This window comes from Streptomyces diversicolor (assembly GCF_057537855.1).
In genome coordinates this window covers 1-21486 of the sequence record NZ_BAAJXA010000021.1, presented here as the reverse complement: position 1 = coordinate 21486, position 21486 = coordinate 1, and the positions used below count along the sequence as shown (strand labels likewise).

Here is a 21486-nt window from a genome sequence, read left to right as displayed (position 1 = left end):
TCACCATGAGCGGAATTCTCGACGGCAAGCGCATCCTGATCACCGGTGTGCTCACGGAGTCCTCCATCGCCTTCCACGCGGCCAAGCTGGCACAGGAGCAGGGCGCCGAGATCATCCTGACCGCGTTCCCGCGGCCCACCCTGACCGAGCGTGTCGCCAAGAAGCTGCCGAAGCCCACCAAGGTCATCGAGCTGGACGTCACCAACGACGAGCACCTGGCCCGGCTGGCCGACATCGTCGGCGAGGAGCTGGGCGGCCTCGACGGCGTCGTGCACTCCATCGGCTTCGCGCCGCAGGACGCGCTCGGCGGCAACTTCCTCAACACGCCGTTCGAGTCCGTGGCCACCGCCATGCACGTCTCGGCGTACTCGCTGAAGTCGCTGACCGTGGCCTGCCTGCCGCTGATGCAGAACGGCGGCTCGGTGGTCGGCCTCACCTTCGACGCCCAGTACGCCTGGCCGCAGTACGACTGGATGGGCCCGGCCAAGGCCGCCCTGGAGGCGACCAGCCGCTACATGGCGCGCGACCTCGGCAAGCAGAACATCCGCTGCAACCTCGTCTCCGCGGGCCCGCTCGGCTCCATGGCCGCCAAGTCCATCCCGGGCTTCAGCGAACTGGCGTCGGTCTGGGACTCCCGTTCCCCGCTGGAGTGGGACCTGAAGGACCCCGAGCCGGCCGGCCGCGGCATCGTCGCCCTGCTGAGCGACTGGTTCCCGAAGACCACCGGCGAGATCATCCACGTGGACGGCGGCCTGCACGCCATCGGCGCCTGACCGCCCCACACCCGTCCGAACACCGAGGCCCCCACCCCACGGTGGGGGCCTCGGCCCGCCCAGCCCCACCCGCTCGGCCCACCGGCCGGCTGACGGGGCGCTGCCGGAAGGACGTCGGCTCGGTGTGGATCAGGCGTCAGAAGGCGGACCGAGCCGGCCCGGGCGGCACAGGAACGGATAGCTCGCCGCCTCCCGCCCGGCCGTCTCCGCGTCACCCGTGCGGATCGCGTCGACCAGGCGTGAGTGGTCCATGTGCGTCTCGGGCGTCAGATCGGCGCCCACGTCGGCGCGCAGCCAGTCCCGCAGCACCTCGCCCAGGTCGGCGGACATGGCGGTCATGACGTCGTTGTGGGAGGCGGCCACCACCGCCAGATGGAAGGTGGCGTCCGCGGCCACGAAGGCCTCCGCGTCGCCCGACTCCCAAGCCTCCTCGCGCCGCACGAGCAGGGCGTCCAGCTGCTTGAGGTCCTTCTCGGTGCGCCGCCGTGCCGCGAGCGTCGCCGCGGCCGACTCCAGCGTGGAGCGCAGTTCGGCGATGTGCCGCGGGTCGGCGTCGGCGAAGCGCCGCTGCATCACGCCCGCCAGCTCGCTGGTCGCCACGACATAGGTCCCGGAGCCCTGGCGGATGTCCAGCAGGCCGTTGTGGGCGAGCGCGCGCACGGCCTCACGGACCGTGTTGCGGGCGACGCCGAGCTGCTCGACCAGCTCCGGCTCGGTCGGGATGCGGGAGCCGACCGGCCACTCGCCGGTCGCGATCTGATTCCGCAGCTCCGCGATGACCTGCTCGGACAGCGCCGAGCGGCGGGGGTGGCTCAGAGGCATGGCACACCTTCGCACGGGAGGGCCGGGTGCCGACGACCCGGGAATGGACCACTAATCATCCCATGATTCTATGATGTCTCTCATGGCAAGCGAGGAAACCCACACGACAGACACGGCGACGCGATCCACGAACGCGCCGCCCACCGCCGCCACCGCCGAAGCCGACCACGACGCGGCCGGCCGGACGCACGGCACCGCGACCGCCGAGGCGGGCGGCACGCGCGCGTGGACGACGCGTCTGGTCGTCGTCGGCATCGTGCTCGCCGCGCTGAATCTCCGCCCCGCCATCACCAGCCTCGGCGCCCTGCTGGAAGAGGTCCGCGACGGCCTCGGCATGAGCGGCAGCGTGGCCGGGCTGCTCACCTCCGTACCCCCGCTCTGCTTCGCCGTCTTCGGTGTCACGGCACCGCGGCTCGCCCGCCGCTTCGGGCCCGGCGCGGTGGTGTGCGCCGGCATGGCCGCGATCACCGCGGGCCTGGTCCTCCGCCCCTACGTCGGGGGCACCGCCGGATTCCTGGCCGCCAGCGCCCTCGCGCTCATGGGCATCGCGGTCAGCAACGTCCTCATGCCGGTCATCGTCAAGCGCTGGTTCCCGGACCGGGTGGGCTCCATGACCGGCCTGTACTCGATGGCCCTCGCCCTCGGCACCTCGCTGGCCGCCGCGGTCACCGTGCCCATGACCGACGCGCTCGGCGGCAGCTGGCGCACCGGCCTCGGCGTGTGGGCCGTGCTCGCCGCGGCGGCGATCCTGCCGTGGCTGCCACTGGTCCGGGACCGGCGCAGCGCCCCCGCGCCGGCGGCCACGCCCGCGGCCGACCAGCGACCCGCCGCGCCGCCGCTGCGGATCACCCGCAGCCGTACGGCCTGGGCCCTCGCCGTCTTCTTCGGGCTCCAGGCCACCGCCGCCTACATCACCATGGGCTGGATGGCACAGATCTTCCGCGACGCGGGCGTCGCCGCGGGCACGGCGGGGCTGCTGCTCGCCGTCACCATGGTCATGGGCGTACCGCTGGCCTTCGTGATCCCGCGCCTGGCCACCCGGCTGCCCCACCAGGGGCCGATCGTGGTGGCGCTCGGCACCTGCGGCCTGGCCGGCTACGCGGGCCTGTACCTGGCCCCGGCCGGCGGCGCCTGGGCGTGGGCGCTGCTGATCGGCATCGCCAACTGCGCCTTCCCGCTGGCCCTCACCATGGTCGGCATGCGGGCCAGGACCGGCGCGGGTGTCGCCCAGCTCTCCGCGTTCGCGCAGAGCACCGGCTATCTGATCTCCATCCCCGGGCCGCTGCTGGTCGGGGTGCTCTACCAGCACAGCGGCGGCTGGGGCCTGCCCATCGCCCTCATGGCCGGCCTCATGGTCCCGCAGATGGCGGTGGGCATACTGGCAGGCCGCCCCCGCACCATCGAAGACGAAGCCACCCGCTGACCTGCGGCCCGCCGAACCGGCCAGGGCCCCTGGCGACCCGCGAATCGGCCAGGGGCCCCGACGGCCCGCCCGAAATGGCCAGAGCCCCCGGGGCCGCCGCCGCGCCTCGGGGACCCACCGACCGCGTCCCCGCCTGGAGCCCCGCCCCGCCGACGGTCAGGGCCGGCCCCGCCCGTGCCGCGTCGGCCCCTGGGCCGGTGAGTCGGGGTGCGAGCCGTCGGGGTGGATTCGCTGGGGGCGGCGGGTCGGGTGTGGGGGTGGGGTGCGAGACTGGGGCGCATGCCCGTGCTCGATCCGAACCCCCAGAACGGCCAGAAGAAGATGCTGATCGTCTTCGGCTCGTTCTTCGCCATCTTCGTACTCATCGCCATCATCGCGACCCTCGCCTCCCCCTGACCCCACCACCGCGGCCGATGGTGGGGCCAGCCCCACCATCCCCTAGGGGGTGAGTGTCAGGGTGAACTGGGTGGATCACCGGATGGGGCGGCGCCCGCGGGTTGCCTACCTTCGAGATGTGACCGCGAAAGGCGGTCACCGACCACTCGGAGACCAGCGGAGGCGATCATGTCGGCCCGTACGCACACCCGGCCCCACCCGGCGACCACGGGCGGCGTCGACATCCGGCTGCCCTGGTGGGCGCTTGCCCTGCCCGTGCTCGCCTTCGTCTCCCTGCTGGTGCTGCTCCTCAACCCCTCGGACGCCCAGGCGGCCACGGGCCAGCCGGCCATCGCCCAGTTCCTCGAACGCGCCCAGCACCTGCTGACCCGCTGACCCCGGCGCCGGCCTAGGCGGCCCGGTCGGGTGTCAACTCCCTGCGCCCCATGGCCTGTTTCATGCGAAGCTGGATCTCATGAGCGTCGCAGAACCCCGCAGGATCGTCCTCTTCCGGCATGCGAAAGCCGACTGGCCTCAGGTGACCGACCACGAGCGGCCGCTCGCCGAGCGGGGCCGCATGGACGCGGCAGTGGCCGGCCGCAGACTGGCCGACAGCGGTATCTCCTTCGACCTGGCCCTGTGCTCCACCGCGGTGCGGACCCGCGAGACCTGGAAGCTCGCCGTGCAGGAGCTGCCGCACCGGCCGAAGACCATCTACGAGGAGCGGCTCTACGAGGCATCGCCCGGCGAGATCATCGCCGTCCTCAACGAGGTGCCCGACGACGCGCGGAACCTGGTCCTGGTCGGCCACAACCCGGGCGTGCACGGCCTGGCCGAGATCCTTTCCGGTTCCGCCGACGGCGACGCGGGCGAGCGGATGAAACGCCGTGGCTTCCCCGCCGCCGCCTTCGCCGTGCTGACCTTCGACGGCTCGTGGAAGGGCCTGGAGCCCGGCGCCGCGGCGCTCGCGGACTACTGGGCGCCGTCCGACTGACCGCAGTACGACCCGGTCGGCAGGGGGGGGCGTCCCGGCGGCTCAGCCCTCGTCGTGGGCGTCCGCCGCCTCGACCTCTTCGCGGGTGATGCCCAGCAGATACAGCACCGTGTCCAGGAAGGGCACGTTCACCGCGGTGTGCGCGGCCTCGCGGACCACCGGCTTGGCGTTGAAGGCGACGCCGAGACCGGCCGCGTTCAGCATGTCCAGGTCGTTGGCGCCGTCGCCGATCGCCACCGTCTGGGAGAGCGGGACACCGGCCTCGGCGGCGAACCGGCGCAGCAGCCGTGCCTTGCCCGCGCGGTCGACGACGTCCCCTATGACCCGGCCCGTCAGCTTCCCGTCGACGATCTCCAGGGTGTTGGCGTGGGCGAAGTCCAGCCCGAGCCGCTCCTTGAGGTCGTCGGTGACCTGGGTGAACCCGCCGGAGACCACGCCGACTTGGTAGCCGAGTCGTTTCAGCGTGCGGATCAACGTACGCGCGCCCGGCGTCAGCCGCACCTCACCGCGCACCTTGTGCACGACCGAGGCGTCCAGCCCCGCGAGCAGCGCCACGCGCGCGTGCAGCGACTGCTCGAAGTCCAGTTCCCCGCGCATGGCGGCCGCGGTCACCTCGGCGACCTGCTCCTCGCAGCCCGCGTGCGCGGCGAAGAGTTCGATCACCTCGTCCTGGATGAGGGTCGAGTCGACGTCCATGACGACCAGCCGCTGCGCCCGCCGGTGCAGGCCCGCGGCGACGACGGCTATGTCGACGCCGAGCGCCGCCGCGTCGGCCACCAGGGAGGTGCGCAGCGGCTCGGTCTCCACGCCGGACACCGCGAACTCGACCGCGGTCACTGGGTACTTGGCGAGACGGAAGATCCGGTCGATGTTGCCACCGACCTTCGCGATCCGGGCGGCGACGGCGGCCGTCGACTCGGCGGTGAGCGGATGGCCGAGGACGGTCACCAGGGAGCGGCCGAGGCCGCGTGGACGGTTGTCGCCGTGCCCGGAGATGATCTCCGCCTGCATCTTCATCGAGCCGGCCCAGCTGTGCACCGTGGCCCGCAGATCACCCTCAAGACCGGCGGTGGGCTGGGTCACGAGCGCGCAGAGCACCAGCCGACCGCGGGTGACGACCTGTTCGATGTCGACCACGTCGACGGAGAAGGAGGCAAGGGTGTCGAAGAGGCCGGCCGTGATGCCCGGCCTGTCCTTGCCGAAGATCTTGACGAGGAGGGTGGGGACCTCGGAAGTCTGCGAAGCGCTCATGGTGCATCCACCGTATCCGGCACCCCGTGCCCCATGCCGCCGAGGTCCGCCTGGCGGACACAGAACAATAGATGTCGGGTCGGTGTCCGACGCCTTGCGGCAGAGCCACGACCGTGGCATCCGGCGGCCAGGCCCGGGCGGCTGACCAGCGCCGTCGTACGGTCCGTCCGCGCCGCCGCGGGACACGTCCGCTTGCCCCGCCGCGCCGCCGGACACGCCCGCGCGTCCGCGCCCTCCCGCCGTATGCCACCTCGCCGGCCCGTACGGCGCCCCCGCCCGACACCACCGAACCCGTCACCGCGTGCCGCCCCCACGCCGCCTCTTTCCGTGACCGTCCGTTGCCGTGCGGCACGTCCGGTGCCTGCCAGCTGGTCGCGGTGGCAGTGCGGGTGGTGGCCGTGATGGGGTGGCCGGCTGTTGTGTTCGAGAGACCTCTTCCCGTGACCGTCCGTCGCCGTGCGGCATGGCTCAATGCCCTCCGCCCGGCCGTCCTGGCGGCGCCGTGGGTGGGGGTGGCGGACCGTCGGCGGGGTGGTCCGTGATGTGGGGTTCGGGGCGGTGCCGGGGCCGCGGTGGCGGGGCCAGTGGGCGGGCCACGGTGGTGGCGTCGTACACATCGCCGGGCGGCGGCGGGCCGGCCGGCGGTCGCGGCCGCTCGGCATCGCGCGGCCCGGAGCCCCCGGCGTCCCGCAGTTCGTCCGGCAGCCGGAGGTAGGGGTTCGTCGCGGGGTTGGGCGGTCGGTACGGCACCCGAGGCAGGTACGGCCCGCTGCCGCCGGTGTCGGTCGGTCGGCCGGTACCGCCCGCCGGCCGGCCCAGGGCCAACGGTGCCGCCTGCCGGCCCGCGGTGCCGGACACCCAGGCGAGCACCGCGCCCACGGCTCCCGCCCCGGCGCCCCAGGCGGCCCCGAGGAGCAGCGCCGTACCGAGCTGCCCGTGCAGTTCGACCCCGGCGCCCAGCGCGTCGAGGCCCAGCACGGACAGCGAGGCGTCCACGGAGACGTCGGCCAGCCAGGCGAGCAGCGGCAGCGCCAGCGCGGTCACGGCCCCCAGCCGCAGCGCACAGCGCCCCGCGAACCCGAGGACCCCCGATCCGCGCGGACCGACACCTCCCGCGCCCAGCAGCCCCTCTCCACCCACCACCCCGAAGCCCCCCGCCCCGGAGTCCACCGTTCTTGAACCCGCCGCCCCGGGACCCGCCGTCCCGAAGCCTCCCGCCCTTGAACTCACCGTCCCGGAGCCCGCGGCCCCGGAGCCTGCCGTCCCAGAGCCCGGGCTCTCGGAGTCCACTGCCCTGCAGCCCGGTGCCTCGAAGCCCGCCGTCCCGGGGCCCGCCGTCCCGAAGCCTCCCGCTCCAGAACCCCCCGCTCCAGAACCCGCCGTACCCCGCCTCTCGCGCGCACCCGGCGGAGTTCGTGCCGCGGTCAGCAGGCCCGCCAGGAGCAGCATGAGGGCCGCCGCCACCCCGAGCAGCCAGACCCTGCCGTCCAGTTCGGCCAGTCGTCCCAGCGTCACGGGACGGTCGGGCCGACCGGTGAGGAGCCGGTCCAGTGGGTCGGGCAGCAGGGCGGTCAGCGCACCGGTGGCCCTGCCGTCGAAGGGCACGAACAGGCCGAGGGAGACGCCCAGCCACACCCCGTTGGGCGCGCCGAGCAGGGCCGCGCCCACGACGCGCCGGGGGTGAGCGTCGCCGATCGCCGCGTACGCCGCCGCCGCAAGCCCCGCGAGGACGGCCACGGCCAGCACGCCGACGAGGGACGAGACCGCCGGCCGGACCACCCGGTGCACGGCGTCGAGGCCGCGCGGCAGGGGAGTACGGCGCGAGGCGAGCAGCGCGATCAGCAGCACGCCCGCGGACCAGCCGAGCCCGCCGAGCAGCGTGGGCGCGGTGTCCACACTGAAGCCGACCGCCGCCTTCGCGTCGATCAGGTCCCCGATCCGGTCGGGCAGCAGCCCGCCGACGTCCCCGAGGTCACCGAGCCCGGGGACGCCGGGACCGCCGCCGCTGCCGCGGGGCAGCCGGTCGTGCCCGAGCGCACCGCCGTCGATCGTGACGACGTCGTGCCCGGCCCAGGCGAGCCCGCCCAGCATCGCCACGAACAGCGCGACCACTGCCGCCGCGCGCGCGAGGAGTTCGGACGGGGCGATCACAACGGTGGCCGTGCGCAGGGACCGCAGGAAGAACCACGACAGCAGCAGGGCGCCCACGAGGCTCACGCCGAGTGGCGTGATCTCGACGGCCGTATGCGCCTGAGCGCCTTTCAGTCCGAAAGCGGACAGATCTCCGGACGGCGAGAGGGAACCACCCGCCCCGAGCGCCACAACCGCCGCCGTCATCGGCCCCAGTGAGCCGGCCGAGTCGGCGCGCAGCAGATGCAGTCCGAGCGCGGCCGTCCCCGCCATCCCGATCAACGCCCAGCTCACGGCGGTGATCGCGGACAGCAGGACGTCTCCCCACGGCAGTCGCCCGCCGTGCCGCTCGGTCCCGGTGTGCGTGGCAGCGCTCATGGCAGACCCCCCGATCCGCGGCGCGGCCGTCGGCCGCATGCCCCCCTCGCGGGGGATTACCACTGTCCGCGCCGGTTTCATCCCCGTCAACGAGACGATGTCCCAGCGCTGGTACGCGCTCGTGACAAGGCCCGACTTTCGGTCACAGGGGCGGGCCTGGAATAGTTCCCCACGATGTTCGACATCCCTAGACTCCCTGCGACGGGGGAAATTCGGGGGACAACTCAGTGGGGCATGGAGTGCCGGAACTCGTACTGGAATCAAATGGACGGACCTGGACGCTCGACCCGTCCAGGCACTACACCCTGGGACGCGATCCGCAGGGAGACATCGTGTTCGACGACGCCAGGGTCTCCTGGCGGCACGCCACGATCAGCTTCAACGGCCGCAGTTGGGTCATGGAGGACCACGGCAGCACCAACGGCACCTTCGTGCAGGGCCAGCGGATCCACCAGGTGGAGATCGCTCCCGGTACGGCCGTGCACCTGGGCAACGCCACCGACGGTCCGCTGGTGAACCTGTCCGGTGCCGCGGCCGTGGCCGCGCAGCCGCAGCAACAGCCGTACGCGGCCCAGGGCGCGGCGACCGGCTGGGCCCAGCAGCCGCCGCAGCAGGACTGGCAGCAGCCGCAGCAGGACTGGCAGCAGCCGCGGCAGGCGGCCCAGCAGCCGTCGATCCCGCAGCAGCAGGGCCCCGGTGGTGGCGCGGGGGCGCCGCCGGTCTACGGCGACCGCAGTCCCACCACGTTCCACCAGTTCGCGCTCGGCCGCGTGATGCGCATCGGCCGTGCCCTGGAGAACGACCTGGTCGTCTCCGACCTCCAGGTCTCCCGCAACCACGCCGAGTTCCACGCGACGCCCGACGGCCGCATGGAGATCCGCGATCTCGGCTCGCACAACGGCACCTACGTCAACGGCCAGCCGATCGCCAAGGGCGGCTCGGCACTGCTCGGCCCGAACGACATCGTCGGTGTCGGCCACTCCACCTTCCGTATCGTCGGCGACCGCCTGGAAGAGTTCGTCGACACCGGTGAGGTCTCCTTCTCGGCCCGCCATCTGACGGTCACGGTCGACGGGGGCAAGCAGATCCTCAAGGACGTCTCCTTCGGCGTCCCCGAGAAGTCCCTGATCGCGGTCATCGGCCCGTCCGGCTCGGGCAAGTCGACCCTGCTCAAGGCGCTCACCGGCTACCGGCCCGCCGACCAGGGCGAGGTCCTGTACGACAACCGCGACCTGTACAAGCAGTTCGCGGAGCTGCGCCAGCGCATCGGACTGGTCCCGCAGGACGACATCCTGCACAAGGAACTGACTGTCAAGAAGGCCCTCAAGTACGCGGCCAAGCTGCGCTTCCCGGCCGACACCACGGCCGCCGAGCGCGAGGCCCGCATCGACGAGGTGCTGCGCGAGCTGAAGCTGGACATCCACAAGGAGAAGAAGGTCACCTCCCTCTCCGGCGGCCAGCGCAAGCGGGTCTCGGTGGCACTCGAACTGCTCACCAAGCCCTCGCTCATATTCCTCGACGAGCCGACCTCCGGCCTCGACCCGGGCATGGACCGCGATGTGATGCAACTGCTGCGCGGCCTCGCCGACGACGGCCGCACGGTCCTCGTCGTCACCCACTCCGTCGCCGAACTGGCCCTGTGCGACAAGCTCCTGGTGATGGCCCCGGGCGGCGCGGTCGCCTACTTCGGTCCGCCCGAGGAGGCGCTGAACTTCTTCGGCTACGACACCTGGGCCGATGTCTTCTCCGCCTTCGAGAACTACCGCGACTACGACTGGGCCGGCCGCTGGAAGGGCTCGCAGCACTACCAGATGTACGCCGCGGACATCGACGCGGTCGCGCCGCAGTCCGTACAGGTGCCGCCGATGCAGGCGATGAAGCCGCCGAAGCCGCAGGGCTGGCTGTCGCAGTTCGGCACGCTGGTGCGCCGCTACATCTCGGTGATCGTCTCCGACCGGGGCTTCCTCGCCCTGATGGTGATCCTGCCGGCCGTGCTGGGCGCGGTGAGCCTGCTCATCGACGCGGACAAGGGCCTGCTGCCCAATCCGCCGCGCGCCAACGGCCAGATCGTCCCCAACGGCACCGCGACCACGGTCCTGCTGATCCTCGCGGTCGGCGCCTGTTTCGCGGGCGCCGCGAACTCCGTCCGCGAGCTGATCAAGGAACGGGTCATCTATGAGCGGGAGCGCGCCACCGGCCTGTCGCGCTCGGCGTATCTGATGTCCAAGGTGTTCGTGCTCGGCATGATCACCGTGCTGCAGGGCCTGCTGGTCGGCGTGATCGGCTTCGCGAGCCGGGAGATCCCCGAGGAGGGCCTGGTCCTCGGCGGCGCCACGCTGGTCGAGCTGTCGCTGCCGATCATGGCGCTGGGCTTCACCTCGATGATGTTCGGCCTGATCATCTCCTCGCTGGTGAAGACGGCCGAGAAGACCATGCCGCTGCTGGTGATGTTCGCGATCATCCAGGTGGTGTTCACGGGCTGCCTGTTCACGCTGCACGGCTCGATCGGCGTCAACGAGTTCTCGTATCTGATGCCGTCGCGCTGGGCCGTCGCCGCCGCGGGCACCACGCTGGACTTCAACAGGATCAGCCCCCCGGAGTCGGCCGGGGACACCGACCCGCTGTGGGACCACACCGTCGGCGCCTGGGGCATGGACATGGCCGCGCTGATCGCCCTCGGCGTGGTCTGCGGCTTCTTCGTGGCCCGCTTCCTGCGCCGCCACGAGCCGGAGGTCATGCGCAAGTAGGCGTGTTCGGCCGTCAAGACGGGCCAAGGGCGGCACCCGGTCACCGGGTGCCGCCCTTCGGCGTTCACGACTGAGGCCCGCGCCTACCTCAGTACGCGCTGTTCACGTTGTCGATCGAGCCGTACCGGTGGGCCGCGTAGTTGGCCGCCGCGGTGATGTTGGCGACCGGGTCGTAGATGTTCCAGGACGTGCCCGGGACGTGGTACGCCTTGAACGTCGGCGGGATGACCTGGAGCAGCCCCTTGGACGGGATGCCGTTGACGGCGTTGACGTCCCAGTTGTTGATGGCGTTCGGGTTGCCGGAGGACTCCCGCATGATGTTGCGGTGCAGCCCGTAGTAGCTGCCCGGGATGCCCTTCGCCTTCATGATGTCCAGGGACTCACGGATCCAGCCGTCCAGGTTGTTCGCGTAGGTCTTCACGGCGACCGGCTGGACCTCGGGGCGCTGCGCGGACCGGCTCGCGGTCCGCTGCGCGGCGCGCTCCTGGGCGGCCTTCTTGACCGCCGCGTTCTTGGCCGCGGTCTCGGCCTGCTTCCTCGCGGTCTCGGCCGCGGCCTTCTTCTGCGCCGCGATGGCCTCCAGCTTGACGTCCTGGACGGCGAGCTGGTCGGTGACGGCGCCCTTGACGTCCTGGATCGGGTGGGTGCTGTAGGCCACCTGGGCGGCGGGTACGGAGGGTGCGGAGGTGACCGTCTCCGCGCTGCTGGGGACTGCGGAGAAGGCGACAGCGGCGGCACCGAGGGCACCGACACCGGTGATCGCGATCTTGTGCTGCTTGGTCAGCGTCCGACCGAGATCTCGGATGTTGATGTTCTGGGGCATGGCAGATGGACCTCTTCGAATAGCGCGGAGGTCGCGTCCGTTCTGCGGGGGGATCGGTCCTCTCCGCACGGACGCCGCGGACGGAACCCGCGGCGTTGAGCGACGGCAGCCATTCTTAGCTGCCGCAAAAACCCATGGCAAAGATGTGACGTACGATTTGTGATAGTGGAACCGTGAGGGGCAAATCGGGACAGACTGGAACGTCTTTCCCGCTAGTGGCGGTCCTATTTATCTCCTATATGCCTTCGTACGTGAGCTGCGCCCTATGTGCGGCGTCACATGAATCCGCTGTCACACTCACCAAGGGTTGCTGGAGCAATGCTCTGCGTGAGCCTTCTCCGCCGGGCGGACGAGCCAAGAGGGGTCCCTCGGCCCGCAGTCCGTCCCGGGCCGTGGCCTACGGCGGTGGGCCTAGGGCCAGCGGCCCAGCCGCGGCCGTCGACGGCCCGATCCGCGCTGTCGCACCCCGCCGGTACCGTGAGGACATGAGTCACGGCCCCCGGTCCGGCCTCGCCGCGGTCAGCTCCGCGCTGCTGGCCATGAGCAGACACCTGGAGGTGCGCGACGTCCTCAAGACGATCGTCGCCTCCGCCCGCGACCTGCTCGACGCCCACTACGCCGCCCTGGGCGTCCCGGACGACCACGGCGGATTCGCCCAGTTCGTGGTCGCCGGCGTCAGCGACGCCCAGTGGAAGGCCATCGGCCCGCTCCCGCGCCAGCACGGCATCCTGGCCGCGATGCTGCACGAGGCCGCCCCCGTACGCCTCGCCGACGTCCGCAAAGACCCGCGCTTCGAGGGCTGGCCCACCGCCCACCCCGAGCTGTCCGACTTCCTCGGCCTGCCGATCCGCGACGGCGACGAGGTCATCGGCGCGCTGTTCCTCGCCAACAAGCGCCGCAACCCGAAGGGGCACCGGCCCGCCCGGGGGCGGGCCGGTGCCCCTTCGGGTTGCGGCTTCACCGAGGAGGACGAGGAACTGCTCGCCATCCTCGCCCAGCACGCCGCGATCGCACTGACCAACGCCCGGCTCTACGAACGCAGCCGCGAACTGACCATCGCCGAGGAACGCTCCCGCCTCGCCCACGAACTGCACGACGCGGTCAGCCAGAAACTCTTCTCGCTGCGCCTGACCGCCCAGGCGGCGGCCCGCCTCGTGGACCGCGACCCGGCCCGCGCCAAGTGCGAGCTGCAGCAGGTCGCCGCGCTGGCCGCGGAGGCGGCCGACGAACTGCGCGCCGCCGTGGTCGAGCTGCGCCCCGCGGCGCTCGACGAGGACGGCCTGATCGCCACCCTGCGCACCCAGACACAGGTCCTCGACCGCGCCCACACCGCGCGCGTGACCTTCGCGAGCACCGGCTTCCGCGCCCTGCCGGCCGCCCAGGAGGAGGCCCTGCTGCGCGTCGCCCAGGAGGCCCTGCACAACGCCCTGCGGCACTCCGGGGCCGCCCATGTCGACGTGACCGTGAACCGGCGCGGCCATGGGGCCGTGCTGCGGGTCACCGACGACGGCGGCGGCTTCGACCCGCGCTCCGTGCACCGGGCCGGACGCCATCTCGGCCTGGTCTCCATGCGCGACCGGGCGAGCGGCGTCGGCGGCACGCTGACGGTGGAATCGGCGCCCGGCAAGGGCACCACGATCGAGATGGAGGTTCCTGGTGGCTGACGCGATCAGAGTCCTGCTCGTCGACGACCACCAGGTCGTCCGCCGGGGACTGCGCACCTTCCTTGAGGTGCAGGACGACATCGAGGTCGTCGGCGAGGCGGCCGACGGCGCCGAAGGGGTCGACCGCGCCGAGGAACTGCGTCCCGACGTCGTTTTGATGGACATCAGGATGCCCGGCATGGACGGCGTCGACGCGCTGCGCAGACTCCGGGAACTCGGCAACCCCGCGCGGACCCTGATCGTCACCAGCTTCACCGAGCAGCGCACGGTCGTCCCGGCCCTGCGCGCGGGCGCCGCCGGATACGTCTACAAGGACGTGGACCCCGACGCGCTCGCCGGTGCCATCCGCTCCGTGCACGCCGGACACGTCCTGCTCCAGCCCGAGGTGGCCGGCGCGCTGCTCTCTCAGGAGGAGGTCAACTCCGGTCAGGGCCGCGGAGGTTCGCTCACCGAGCGGGAACGCGAGGTGCTTGGCCTGATAGCCGACGGCCGCTCCAACCGGGAGATCGCCCGCGCCCTCGTGCTGTCCGAGAAGACGGTCAAGACGCATGTCTCGAACATCCTGATGAAACTGGACCTCGCGGACCGCACCCAGGCCGCGCTGTGGGCCGTCCGGCACGGCGTGACCGGCTGAAACGCCCACCGGGAGGCCCCACACCCGGCATCGCCACGGACGGTTCCGCTCCGGACCGAGATTCATACCGTCGTGGGAACGTCACCCGGATGGCGCACCCTCCGTGCACCGCCCGCGTTCTCCAGTGCGTGCCGCGGCGACTTGCCGCGGTGATCGCCAAGGAGGGCTTAGAAGTGAAGAACCTGAAGAAGGCAGCGGCCGTGACGATGGTGGCCGGTGGCCTGGTGGCCGCCGGCGCCGGGATGGCCTCCGCCACCGACGGCTCGTCGGCCGGCGGCAAGGCCGAGCACTCCCCGGGCGTCGTCTCCGGGAACGTCATCCAGGCCCCGGTGCACATCCCGGTGAACGCGGTCGGCAACAGCGTGAACGTCATCGGTCTGCTGAACCCCGCCTTCGGCAACCTCGGCCTCAACCGCTGACGCCGCGCCGCGCGCCGACAGCGAGCACCGGCCTCCCGGACCCCGGGAGGCCGGTCCGTTTGTCGTTTCAATCGTCCGATCGGGCTGTCGGCCGCGCGGCTCCGTACCGCCCGGACCCGACCGACGTTGATCAGCGTGCGACCCACGCCGGGTCGGATACGCACACGCAGGAGGAACGTTTCCAATGAACATTGCCAAGAAGGCCGCCGTAGCCATGACCGTCGCCGGTATCGCCGCGGGCGCTTCGGCCGGCGCGGCCTTCGCCGACTCGGGAGCGTCGGGCGCGGCCCAGCAGTCCCCGGGCGTCGGCTCCGGCAACGTGGTCCAGGTGCCGGTCCACGTCCCCGTCAACGCCACCGGCCTCAGCGTCAACGTGGTCGGCCTGCTGAACCCGGCGTTCGGCAACCAGAGCGCCAACGACTGAGCCCAGCCCTTTCGGTAGGCCGCGGCCGGAGCGGGGTTCTGGGGGCTCCAGCCCCCGGATACGCCCGCTCCGACACCCCACACCCCCAAGGCACCGCTCACCGCACCCCGCGCTCCCGCTCCTCCACCACGGAGTTGTACGCCGCGACCTGCGCCCGCCGGGCCGTACGCTCCACCGGACGCAGCGCGGCACCCCGCGCCGCCATCTCCGATGCGCTCACCGCCCCGCCGTGCCCGTTCTCGTACGCCAGCGAGACCAACAGGCCCACCCGCTGCGCCAGCTCCAGCACCCGTACCGCCCGCGGCGGATACCCCGGCGCCAGCACCTCCCGCCCCCGTTCGGCCCGTGCCCGGTAGGCGTCGATCGCGGCCTCGGCGACCGGGCCCGACCCCGCGAGGTCCAGCCGCGACAGCATCTCCGTCGCCTCCCGCAGCGCCTCCGCCAGTTCCCGCTCCGCCTCGCCCAGCGACGGCACGTCGGCGGGCGGCGCCTCCCGCACCGGCAGACAGCGCCAGACCACCTCGACGTGCACATCGCCGTCCGGGCCCGCCTCGTCCACCTCGGGCACCAACCCGTACGCGGCGCCGTGACAGACCACCGCCTCCTCGGCCTCCAGCGCCCGCGCGTTGAACTCGGGCGGCCCGCTCAGCCCCAGAGGATGCCCGGGCTGCGGCAGCGCCACCCGCAGCCCCGTCACCCCGAGCGCCCGCAGCCGACCGAGACCGAGCGTGAGACCGACCGGCGCCGGCTCGCCCGGCAGCCCCTCCAGCCGGTGCATCGCGTCCTCGCCCACGATGGCGAGCACGGCGTCATCCGGAGAGACAAGTCCGACCAAAAGGGCATTTCCCCAAGCGGCAAGGCGTCCTGAACGTGGTTCCGAAAGCATGCCCCCACCCTAAGGACCGGACCGATGGAATGGACCGCGGCACCGGTGGCGTAGATTTCGTAGGGGCTGCGCCCACCGGCGCGGCGGACCGAGCCACTGGTGACCGCGACTGCGCCGAGACCGGCCACAATGCAAGGGGAGACAACGCGCTCATGAGCGATGTTCTGGAACTTCAGGACGTATCGGTGGTCCGCGAGGGCCGGGCCCTGGTGGACCAGGTCTCCTGGTCGGTCAAGGAGGGCGAGCGCTGGGTCATCCTCGGCCCCAACGGCGCCGGCAAGACCACCCTGCTCAACGTCGCCTCCAGCTACCTCTTCCCCAGCAAGGGCACCGCCACCATCCTCGGCGAGACCCTGGGCAGGCCCGGCACGGACGTCTTCGAACTGCGCCCGCGCATCGGTGTGGCCGGCATCGCCATGACCGAGAAGCTTCCCAAGCGCCAGACCGTCCTGGAGACCGTGCTCACCGCGGCCTACGGCATGACCGCCCACTGGCAGGAGGACTACGAGGAGGTCGACGAGCAGCGCGCCCGCGCCTTCCTGGACCGCCTCGGCATGAGCGAATACCTCGACCGGAAGTTCGGCACGCTCTCCGAGGGCGAACGCAAGCGCACCCTGATCGCCCGCGCCCTGATGACCGACCCCGAACTCCTCCTCCTCGACGAGCCCGCCGCAGGACTCGACCTCGGCGGCCGCGAGGACCTGGTCCGCCGCCTCGGCCGCCTCGCCCGCGACCCGATCGCCCCCTCCATGATCATGGTCACCCACCATGTCGAGGAGATCGCCCCCGGCTTCACCCACGTCCTCATGATCCGTCAGGGCAAGGTCATGGCCGCCGGCCCGCTGGAGCTCGAACTCACCTCCCGCAACCTCTCGCTGTGCTTCGGCCTCCCGCTCGTCGTCGAGCAGGTCGGCGACCGCTGGACCGCCCAGGGCCTGCCGCTGTCCTGACTGCCTTTGCGCCCTGTCCGACGCGGACCCGCGGCCCTACCATGACCACGTGGACAACATCGACGCATGGGTGTGGTGGCTGATCGGCGCGGCGGCGCTCGGTATCCCGCTCGTCATCACCGCGATGCCGGAGTTCGGCATGTTCGCGGTGGGCGCCATCGCCGCGGCCGTGCTCGCAGGACTCGGCTTCGACGTGGTGGTCCAGGTGCTCGCCTTCGTGATCGTCTCGATCGCCCTCGTCGCCGTCGTACGGCCCATCGCCAACCGGCACGGCAGACAGCGGCCCGAACTCGCCACCGGCGTCGACGCGTTGAAGGGCAAGCAGGCCGTCGTGCTGGAGCGCGTCGACGCCTCGGGCGGCCGGATCAAGCTCGCCGGAGAGGTCTGGTCGGCGCGCGCCCTCGACACCGGCCGGGCCTACGAAGCGGGTCAGGAAGTGGACGTCGTGGACATCGAGGGGGCCACCGCGATCGTCATCTGACCTCGCGAGACTCAACTGGGCCGAACGGACCACGAGTTGTCCGACGGTCTGCCAGACTCGACCAGCAAGATCTTCGACAACATAGGATCTTCCGAAAGCGCCGAGGCAGAGAAGGGTACGGGGAACTACGATGGGGCCGATCATCATCGTCCTGATCATTCTGGTGGTGTTGGTCTTCATCGCCCTGATCAAGACGATCCAAGTCATCCCACAGGCCAGCGCGGCCATCGTCGAGCGCTTCGGCCGCTACACGCGGACACTGAACGCGGGCCTCAACATCGTCGTCCCGTTCATCGACACCATCCGCAACCGCATCGACCTGCGTGAACAGGTCGTCCCCTTCCCGCCGCAGCCGGTGATCACCCAGGACAACCTGGTCGTCAACATCGACACCGTCATCTACTACCAGGTGACCGACGCCCGGGCCGCCACCTACGAGGTCGCCAGCTACATCCAGGCCATCGAACAGCTCACCGTCACCACCCTGCGCAACATCATCGGCGGCATGGACCTGGAGCGCACCCTGACCTCCCGCGAGGAGATCAACGCGGCCCTGCGCGGCGTCCTCGACGAGGCCACCGGCAAGTGGGGCATCCGCGTCAACCGCGTGGAACTGAAGGCCATCGAACCGCCCACCTCCATCCAGGACTCGATGGAGAAGCAGATGCGCGCCGACCGTGACAAGCGCGCCGCGATCCTCACCGCGGAAGGCACGCGCCAGGCCGCGATCCTCACCGCCGAAGGCGAGAAGCAGTCCCAGATCCTGCGCGCCGAGGGTGAGGCCAAGGCCGCCGCGCTGCGCGCCGAGGGCGAGGCGCAGGCCGTCCGCACGGTCTTCGAGGCGATCCACGCCGGCGACCCGGACCAGAAGCTCCTGTCGTACCAGTACCTCCAGATGCTCCCGAAGATCGCCGAAGGCGACGCCAACAAGCTCTGGATCGTCCCCAGTGAGATCGGCGACGCCCTCAAGGGCCTGTCCGGCGCGATGGGCAACCTCGGCCCGCTGGGCGGCGGTTCGGGCAACAACGGCACCACAGTCCCGCCCCAGCAGAACCCCACCCCAGAACGCCGCGAAAAACCCCAAATCGACTAACCCCCAACCCGCGCCCCGAAAGGGGCGCGGGGAACGGCGCGAGCAACTACCCACAACCGCCAGACGACAGTCGACCCAAGCCCTGAAGCTGAAGGGGCGCGGGGAACTGCGCGAGCAACCACACGCGGCCCGCAGCCAATGCGCCCGCAAGCCACTACGGCGAGGCCACCTCAGGCCGCATCCCGAGCCAACCAGTCCGGCAGAGCCTCAAACCCCTCGGCCCCCAGCGCAAGCAACATCGCATCGGCCGGCGTAGGCTCGAACGGCTCCCGCAACAGCTCCATACCAGCCTCCCGCGGAGTCCGGTCCGCCTTGCGATGGTTGTCCTCGGCGCACGAAGCCACCGTGTTCAGCCAGGTGTCCTGCCCGCCCCGCGAACGCGGCACCACATGGTCCACGGTCGTCGCCCGCCGCCCGCAGTACGCGCAGCGGTGCCGGTCCCGCACCAGCACACCCCGCCTCGACCACGGAGCCTGTCTTCGGAAGGGCACCCGTACATATCTGCACAGCCTGATCACCCGGGGCGCGGGTATGTCCACATCGGCGCCCCGCATCCGCAGTTCGGGGTGGGCCTGCTCGACGACCGCCTTGTCCTGGAGCACCAGCACGACGGCTCGGTTCAACGTCACCGTCGACAGCGGCTCGAAGCTCGCGTTCAGCACCAGCGTGTCCCGCATCCAGCCCACCTCCCGTGCGCACCGCCCACCCCCCGGCGGGCTTGGATCAACTCTGGACGGGCGCGCCGAGATGGACAACGCAATAAAAAATGCCCGCCCCCGATCACGTCCACGACCGGGGGCGGGCAAACGTTCCATGAACGCTCGGCTGATTCCGTGCGCCGGATCAGCCCTCCGCGGGGTTCTCGTACTCGCCGATGAGGTGGGCGCGCGCGATCGCGTGGAAGCGCAGATTGAAACCGACCACGGCGGGGGAGGCGTCGGCGTCCGGACCCAGCTTCTCCTGGTCCACCGCGTACACCGTGAAGACATAACGGTGCGGGCCGTCACCGGGCGGCGGCGCGGCACCGCCGAAGTCCTTGGTCCCGTAGTCGTTGCGGACCTGCACCGCGCCCGCGGGCAGACCCTCGAACGCGCCGCTGCCCGCACCGGCCGGCAGCTCGGTCACCGAGGCCGGGATATCGAACACGGTCCAGTGCCAAAACCCACTGCCCGTAGGCGCGTCCGGGTCGTAGCACGTGACGGCGAAGCTCTTGGTCTCCGGCGGGAAGCCCGCCCACCGCAGATGCGGCGAGGCGTTGCCGGCCGCGTAGACCTGAGCGTCCTTGAGCGTCGCGCCCTCCTCGATGTCCTCACTCGTCACCGTGAACGACGGCACGGGCGGGTGGAAATCATGGGGCAGCGGCCGCCGCTTGGGCTCGGTCACCTCGGTACCTCCTGATCCGTTTCCTCTAGAGGGAACCGAGCCTAGAACCAGTTGCGCCTGCTGCCGACCTCGGACAGCCACTGGTTGAGGTACGCCGCCCAATCGGTCCCGTGGAAGTCGTGCAGCCCCACCTGGAAGGACCGGAACGTGTCACTGCCCTCGCTGAACAGCCCGCCCTTCTTGTCCATTTCGAGCACGACGTCCATGGCCTGCTCGTCGGCCACGAAACTCAACTCGACCTGGTTCAGACCGTGGTACTGCGACGGCGGATAGAACTCGATCTCCTGGTAGAACGGCAGCCGCTGCCGCGTGTTGCGGATGTGGCCGCGCTCCATGTCCGCGTTCTTGAAGCGGAAGCCCAGCTGGATGAACGCGTCCAGGATCGCCTTCTGCGCCGGCAGCGGGTGCACGTTGATCGGGTCCAGATCACCGGAGTCCACGGCGCGGGCGATCTCCAGCTCGGTCGTCACGCCGATGTGCATGCCGCGCAGCGCCTGCCCGTCGATCATCGTGACGGGCGTCTCCCAGGGGATCTCAAGACCGAACGGCACCGCGTGCACCGCCCCCGCCTGCAACTCGAACGCGCCGCCGAGCCGCACCTTGGTGAACTCGATGTTCTGCTTGTACTCCTCCTCACCGCTCTCCACCTCGACCCGCGCCTGCAGGCCCACGTTCAGCCCCTGGATCTCCTGGTTCACGGATCCGCCCTGGATCCGCACCTCACCCTGGACGACGCCGCCCGGCACCACGTTCTCCTCGGTGAGCACCGTCTCCACCGAAGCCCCGCCGGCCCCCAGACTCGCGAGCAGCCTCTTGAACGCCATGACTCTCCCTTTACGTACGGACCCTTGATCCCTACAAACGCGATCCGGACCCAGCCGGTTCCGTGGCACACCCCGGCAACCGGAGCGGCACCCACCCTCTCTTGACACCCACCCGACTGGACTACGCTCCAGAGCCATGATCGTGCCCCCGGACCGTGCGCCACTCCCCAGGAGCTTCTTCGACCGCCCCGTACTGGAGGTCGCCCCCGACCTGCTGGGCCGCATCCTGGTACGGACGACCCCGGACGGCCCGATCGTGGTGCGCCTGACGGAGGTCGAGGCGTACGACGGGCCGAACGACCCGGGCTCGCACGCGTATCGCGGCCGCACCCCCCGCAACGAGGTGATGTTCGGCCCGCCCGGACACGTGTACGTCTACTTCACCTACGGCATGTGGCACTGCATGAACCTCGTCTGCGGCCCCGAGGGCCGGGCCAGCGCCGTGCTGCTCCGCGCCGGGGAGATCATCGAGGGCGCCGAGCTGGCGCGTAGACGTCGACTCTCGGCCCGAAACGACAAGGAACTGGCCAAAGGCCCGGCGCGGCTCGCCACCGCCCTGAACGTGGGCCGGGCCCTCGACGGCACGGACGCCTGTGCCCCCGGCGAGACCCCGCTGAGGGTGGCCACCGGCACCCCCGTCCCCGCCGACCAGGTACGCAACGGTCCGCGCACGGGTGTGTCCGGCGACGGCGGGGTCCACCCGTGGCGCTACTGGATCGCCAACGACCCGACGGTGAGCCCCTATCGGGCCCATGTGCCCCGGCGCCGCTCAAGTTGACGCATCCTTGGAAGATGCGTAATGTAGCCCGAGCCGCTTGAACCGGGTACGGCATTCGCCAGCAGCCGGAAGCGGCCAACCCACTACCTGCGACACCCCTCAGCGAGGGCCTATTCGGCATGTCTACATGCCTGAATTCAGGAACTCGCGAACTCGATTATGAGTCCACGAGGGAATCAGCTAACGTAGTGAATGTCGAAAGGCCCCGCCGACCGGGAATCAGATCCGAAAGGG

At 71.2% G+C, this 21486-nt stretch carries 21 protein-coding genes and 1 pseudogene; 14 read left to right on the top strand and 8 right to left on the bottom strand.

Features of this window, described 5'->3' with window-relative positions; translation table 11 throughout:
* Window positions 1-5 precede the first annotated feature (5 nt).
* Window positions 6-773 (top strand): enoyl-ACP reductase FabI, encoded by a 768-nt coding sequence (gene fabI, locus AC27LF_RS24530; protein WP_404029027.1) that lies wholly within the window; start codon window positions 6-8, stop codon window positions 771-773.
* A gap of 129 nt (window positions 774-902) precedes the next feature.
* Here the strand turns inward: fabI and AC27LF_RS24525 are convergent, their stop codons facing one another.
* Window positions 903-1595 (bottom strand): FadR/GntR family transcriptional regulator, encoded by a 693-nt coding sequence (locus AC27LF_RS24525; RefSeq protein ID WP_479658635.1) that lies wholly within the window; start codon window positions 1593-1595, stop codon window positions 903-905.
* Between the two features lie 70 nt (window positions 1596-1665).
* Between AC27LF_RS24525 and AC27LF_RS24520 the strand changes: the two genes are divergently transcribed.
* From AC27LF_RS24520 to AC27LF_RS24505, 4 genes are all read left to right on the top strand, one after another.
* Window positions 1666-3018: a CynX/NimT family MFS transporter gene (locus tag AC27LF_RS24520; protein ID WP_479658636.1), complete on the top strand. Its 1353-nt coding sequence runs from the start codon at window positions 1666-1668 to the stop codon at window positions 3016-3018.
* A 279-nt stretch (window positions 3019-3297) separates the two neighbouring features.
* Window positions 3298-3414, top strand: a complete 117-nt coding sequence (locus AC27LF_RS24515; protein WP_388717775.1) for an SGM_5486 family transporter-associated protein — start codon at window positions 3298-3300, stop codon at window positions 3412-3414.
* Window positions 3415-3582: 168 nt separating this feature from the next.
* Window positions 3583-3789 carry a hypothetical protein gene (locus tag AC27LF_RS24510; protein WP_479658637.1) on the top strand — a complete coding sequence of 69 codons (207 nt, stop codon included), beginning with the start codon at window positions 3583-3585 and terminating at the stop codon, window positions 3787-3789.
* A gap of 79 nt (window positions 3790-3868) precedes the next feature.
* Window positions 3869-4387, top strand: coding sequence for a SixA phosphatase family protein (locus AC27LF_RS24505; RefSeq protein WP_479658638.1), 519 nt, complete (start codon window positions 3869-3871; stop codon window positions 4385-4387).
* Between the two features lie 42 nt (window positions 4388-4429).
* On the opposite strand, the gene serB is transcribed toward AC27LF_RS24505, so the two are convergent.
* Together serB and AC27LF_RS24495 are read right to left on the bottom strand one after the other, a co-directional pair.
* Window positions 4430-5638: a phosphoserine phosphatase SerB gene (gene serB, locus AC27LF_RS24500; protein ID WP_479658639.1), complete on the bottom strand. Its 1209-nt coding sequence runs from the start codon at window positions 5636-5638 to the stop codon at window positions 4430-4432.
* 468 nt (window positions 5639-6106) lie between these two features.
* Window positions 6107-8146, bottom strand: coding sequence for a streptophobe family protein (locus AC27LF_RS24495; protein ID WP_479658640.1), 2040 nt, complete (start codon window positions 8144-8146; stop codon window positions 6107-6109).
* Between the two features lie 239 nt (window positions 8147-8385).
* Between AC27LF_RS24495 and AC27LF_RS24490 the strand changes: the two genes are divergently transcribed.
* Window positions 8386-10893, top strand: coding sequence for an ABC transporter ATP-binding protein/permease (locus AC27LF_RS24490; protein ID WP_479658641.1), 2508 nt, complete (start codon window positions 8386-8388; stop codon window positions 10891-10893).
* Window positions 10894-10981: 88 nt separating this feature from the next.
* Here AC27LF_RS24490 and AC27LF_RS24485 read toward each other — a convergent pair whose 3' ends face one another.
* On the bottom strand, window positions 10982-11716 hold the full coding sequence (locus AC27LF_RS24485; RefSeq protein WP_479658642.1) for a transglycosylase SLT domain-containing protein: 735 nt from the start codon (window positions 11714-11716) through the stop codon (window positions 10982-10984).
* 485 nt (window positions 11717-12201) lie between these two features.
* Here AC27LF_RS24485 and AC27LF_RS24480 point away from each other — a divergent pair, with 485 nt between their 5' ends.
* The 4 genes from AC27LF_RS24480 to AC27LF_RS24465 all read left to right on the top strand — a co-directional run bounded on the left by AC27LF_RS24480 (window position 12202) and on the right by AC27LF_RS24465 (window position 14857).
* A complete protein-coding gene (locus AC27LF_RS24480; RefSeq protein WP_479658643.1) occupies window positions 12202-13380 on the top strand; it encodes a GAF domain-containing sensor histidine kinase in 1179 nt (392 codons plus the stop codon).
* Window positions 13373-14014, top strand: a complete 642-nt coding sequence (locus tag AC27LF_RS24475) for a response regulator (protein WP_479658644.1) — start codon at window positions 13373-13375, stop codon at window positions 14012-14014. The genes AC27LF_RS24480 and AC27LF_RS24475 overlap by 8 nt, the downstream gene beginning before the upstream one ends.
* A 173-nt stretch (window positions 14015-14187) precedes the next feature.
* Window positions 14188-14433 (top strand): chaplin, encoded by a 246-nt coding sequence (locus AC27LF_RS24470; RefSeq protein WP_479658662.1) that lies wholly within the window; start codon window positions 14188-14190, stop codon window positions 14431-14433.
* Between the two features lie 184 nt (window positions 14434-14617).
* Window positions 14618-14857: a chaplin gene (locus AC27LF_RS24465; RefSeq protein WP_479658645.1), complete on the top strand. Its 240-nt coding sequence runs from the start codon at window positions 14618-14620 to the stop codon at window positions 14855-14857.
* Window positions 14858-14954: 97 nt separating this feature from the next.
* Here the strand turns inward: AC27LF_RS24465 and AC27LF_RS24460 are convergent, their stop codons facing one another.
* Complete coding sequence (locus AC27LF_RS24460) at window positions 14955-15743, bottom strand: hypothetical protein (RefSeq protein ID WP_479658646.1); 789 nt, start codon at window positions 15741-15743, stop codon at window positions 14955-14957.
* Between the two features lie 29 nt (window positions 15744-15772).
* On the opposite strand from AC27LF_RS24460, the pseudogene AC27LF_RS24455 reads away from it, so the two are divergent.
* From AC27LF_RS24455 to AC27LF_RS24445, 3 genes and pseudogenes are all read left to right on the top strand, one after another.
* A pseudogene (locus tag AC27LF_RS24455) lies at window positions 15773-16426 on the top strand (ABC transporter ATP-binding protein); the annotation flags it as partial.
* Window positions 16427-16742: 316 nt separating this feature from the next.
* Window positions 16743-17174, top strand: coding sequence for an NfeD family protein (locus tag AC27LF_RS24450; protein WP_479658647.1), 432 nt, complete (start codon window positions 16743-16745; stop codon window positions 17172-17174).
* A 130-nt stretch (window positions 17175-17304) separates the two neighbouring features.
* Window positions 17305-18267 carry an SPFH domain-containing protein gene (locus AC27LF_RS24445; RefSeq protein ID WP_479658648.1) on the top strand — a complete coding sequence of 321 codons (963 nt, stop codon included), beginning with the start codon at window positions 17305-17307 and terminating at the stop codon, window positions 18265-18267.
* Between the two features lie 170 nt (window positions 18268-18437).
* On the opposite strand, the gene AC27LF_RS24440 is transcribed toward AC27LF_RS24445, so the two are convergent.
* From AC27LF_RS24440 to AC27LF_RS24430, 3 genes are all read right to left on the bottom strand, one after another.
* Window positions 18438-18944 carry an HNH endonuclease gene (locus AC27LF_RS24440; protein WP_479658649.1) on the bottom strand — a complete coding sequence of 169 codons (507 nt, stop codon included), beginning with the start codon at window positions 18942-18944 and terminating at the stop codon, window positions 18438-18440.
* A gap of 166 nt (window positions 18945-19110) precedes the next feature.
* Entirely contained in the window at window positions 19111-19650 is a 540-nt protein-coding gene (locus AC27LF_RS24435; RefSeq protein WP_479658650.1) for a YbhB/YbcL family Raf kinase inhibitor-like protein, read from the bottom strand.
* 41 nt (window positions 19651-19691) lie between these two features.
* Window positions 19692-20474, bottom strand: coding sequence for a sporulation protein (locus AC27LF_RS24430; protein WP_404028991.1), 783 nt, complete (start codon window positions 20472-20474; stop codon window positions 19692-19694).
* Window positions 20475-20610: 136 nt separating this feature from the next.
* Between AC27LF_RS24430 and AC27LF_RS24425 the strand changes: the two genes are divergently transcribed.
* Window positions 20611-21252, top strand: coding sequence for a DNA-3-methyladenine glycosylase (locus AC27LF_RS24425; RefSeq protein WP_479658651.1), 642 nt, complete (start codon window positions 20611-20613; stop codon window positions 21250-21252).
* The last annotated feature ends 234 nt before the right edge of the window (window positions 21253-21486 follow it).

Excerpts from the sequence above, each read along its gene's own strand:
- fabI (WP_404029027.1), top strand. The coding sequence starts at position 6 with ATGAGCGGAATTCTCGACGGCAAGCGCATCCTGATCACCGGTGTGCTC.
- AC27LF_RS24525 (WP_479658635.1), bottom strand. The coding sequence starts at position 1,595 with ATGCCTCTGAGCCACCCCCGCCGCTCGGCGCTGTCCGAGCAGGTCATC.
- AC27LF_RS24520 (WP_479658636.1), top strand. The coding sequence starts at position 1,666 with ATGATGTCTCTCATGGCAAGCGAGGAAACCCACACGACAGACACGGCG.
- AC27LF_RS24515 (WP_388717775.1), top strand. The coding sequence starts at position 3,298 with ATGCCCGTGCTCGATCCGAACCCCCAGAACGGCCAGAAGAAGATGCTG.
- AC27LF_RS24510 (WP_479658637.1), top strand. The coding sequence starts at position 3,583 with ATGTCGGCCCGTACGCACACCCGGCCCCACCCGGCGACCACGGGCGGC.
- AC27LF_RS24505 (WP_479658638.1), top strand. The coding sequence starts at position 3,869 with ATGAGCGTCGCAGAACCCCGCAGGATCGTCCTCTTCCGGCATGCGAAA.
- serB (WP_479658639.1), bottom strand. The coding sequence starts at position 5,638 with ATGAGCGCTTCGCAGACTTCCGAGGTCCCCACCCTCCTCGTCAAGATC.
- AC27LF_RS24495 (WP_479658640.1), bottom strand. The coding sequence starts at position 8,146 with ATGAGCGCTGCCACGCACACCGGGACCGAGCGGCACGGCGGGCGACTG.
- AC27LF_RS24485 (WP_479658642.1), bottom strand. The coding sequence starts at position 11,716 with ATGCCCCAGAACATCAACATCCGAGATCTCGGTCGGACGCTGACCAAG.
- AC27LF_RS24480 (WP_479658643.1), top strand. The coding sequence starts at position 12,202 with ATGAGTCACGGCCCCCGGTCCGGCCTCGCCGCGGTCAGCTCCGCGCTG.
- AC27LF_RS24465 (WP_479658645.1), top strand. The coding sequence starts at position 14,618 with ATGAACATTGCCAAGAAGGCCGCCGTAGCCATGACCGTCGCCGGTATC.
- AC27LF_RS24460 (WP_479658646.1), bottom strand. The coding sequence starts at position 15,743 with ATGCTTTCGGAACCACGTTCAGGACGCCTTGCCGCTTGGGGAAATGCC.
- AC27LF_RS24445 (WP_479658648.1), top strand. The coding sequence starts at position 17,305 with ATGGGGCCGATCATCATCGTCCTGATCATTCTGGTGGTGTTGGTCTTC.
- AC27LF_RS24440 (WP_479658649.1), bottom strand. The coding sequence starts at position 18,944 with ATGCGGGACACGCTGGTGCTGAACGCGAGCTTCGAGCCGCTGTCGACG.
- AC27LF_RS24430 (WP_404028991.1), bottom strand. The coding sequence starts at position 20,474 with ATGGCGTTCAAGAGGCTGCTCGCGAGTCTGGGGGCCGGCGGGGCTTCG.
- AC27LF_RS24425 (WP_479658651.1), top strand. The coding sequence starts at position 20,611 with ATGATCGTGCCCCCGGACCGTGCGCCACTCCCCAGGAGCTTCTTCGAC.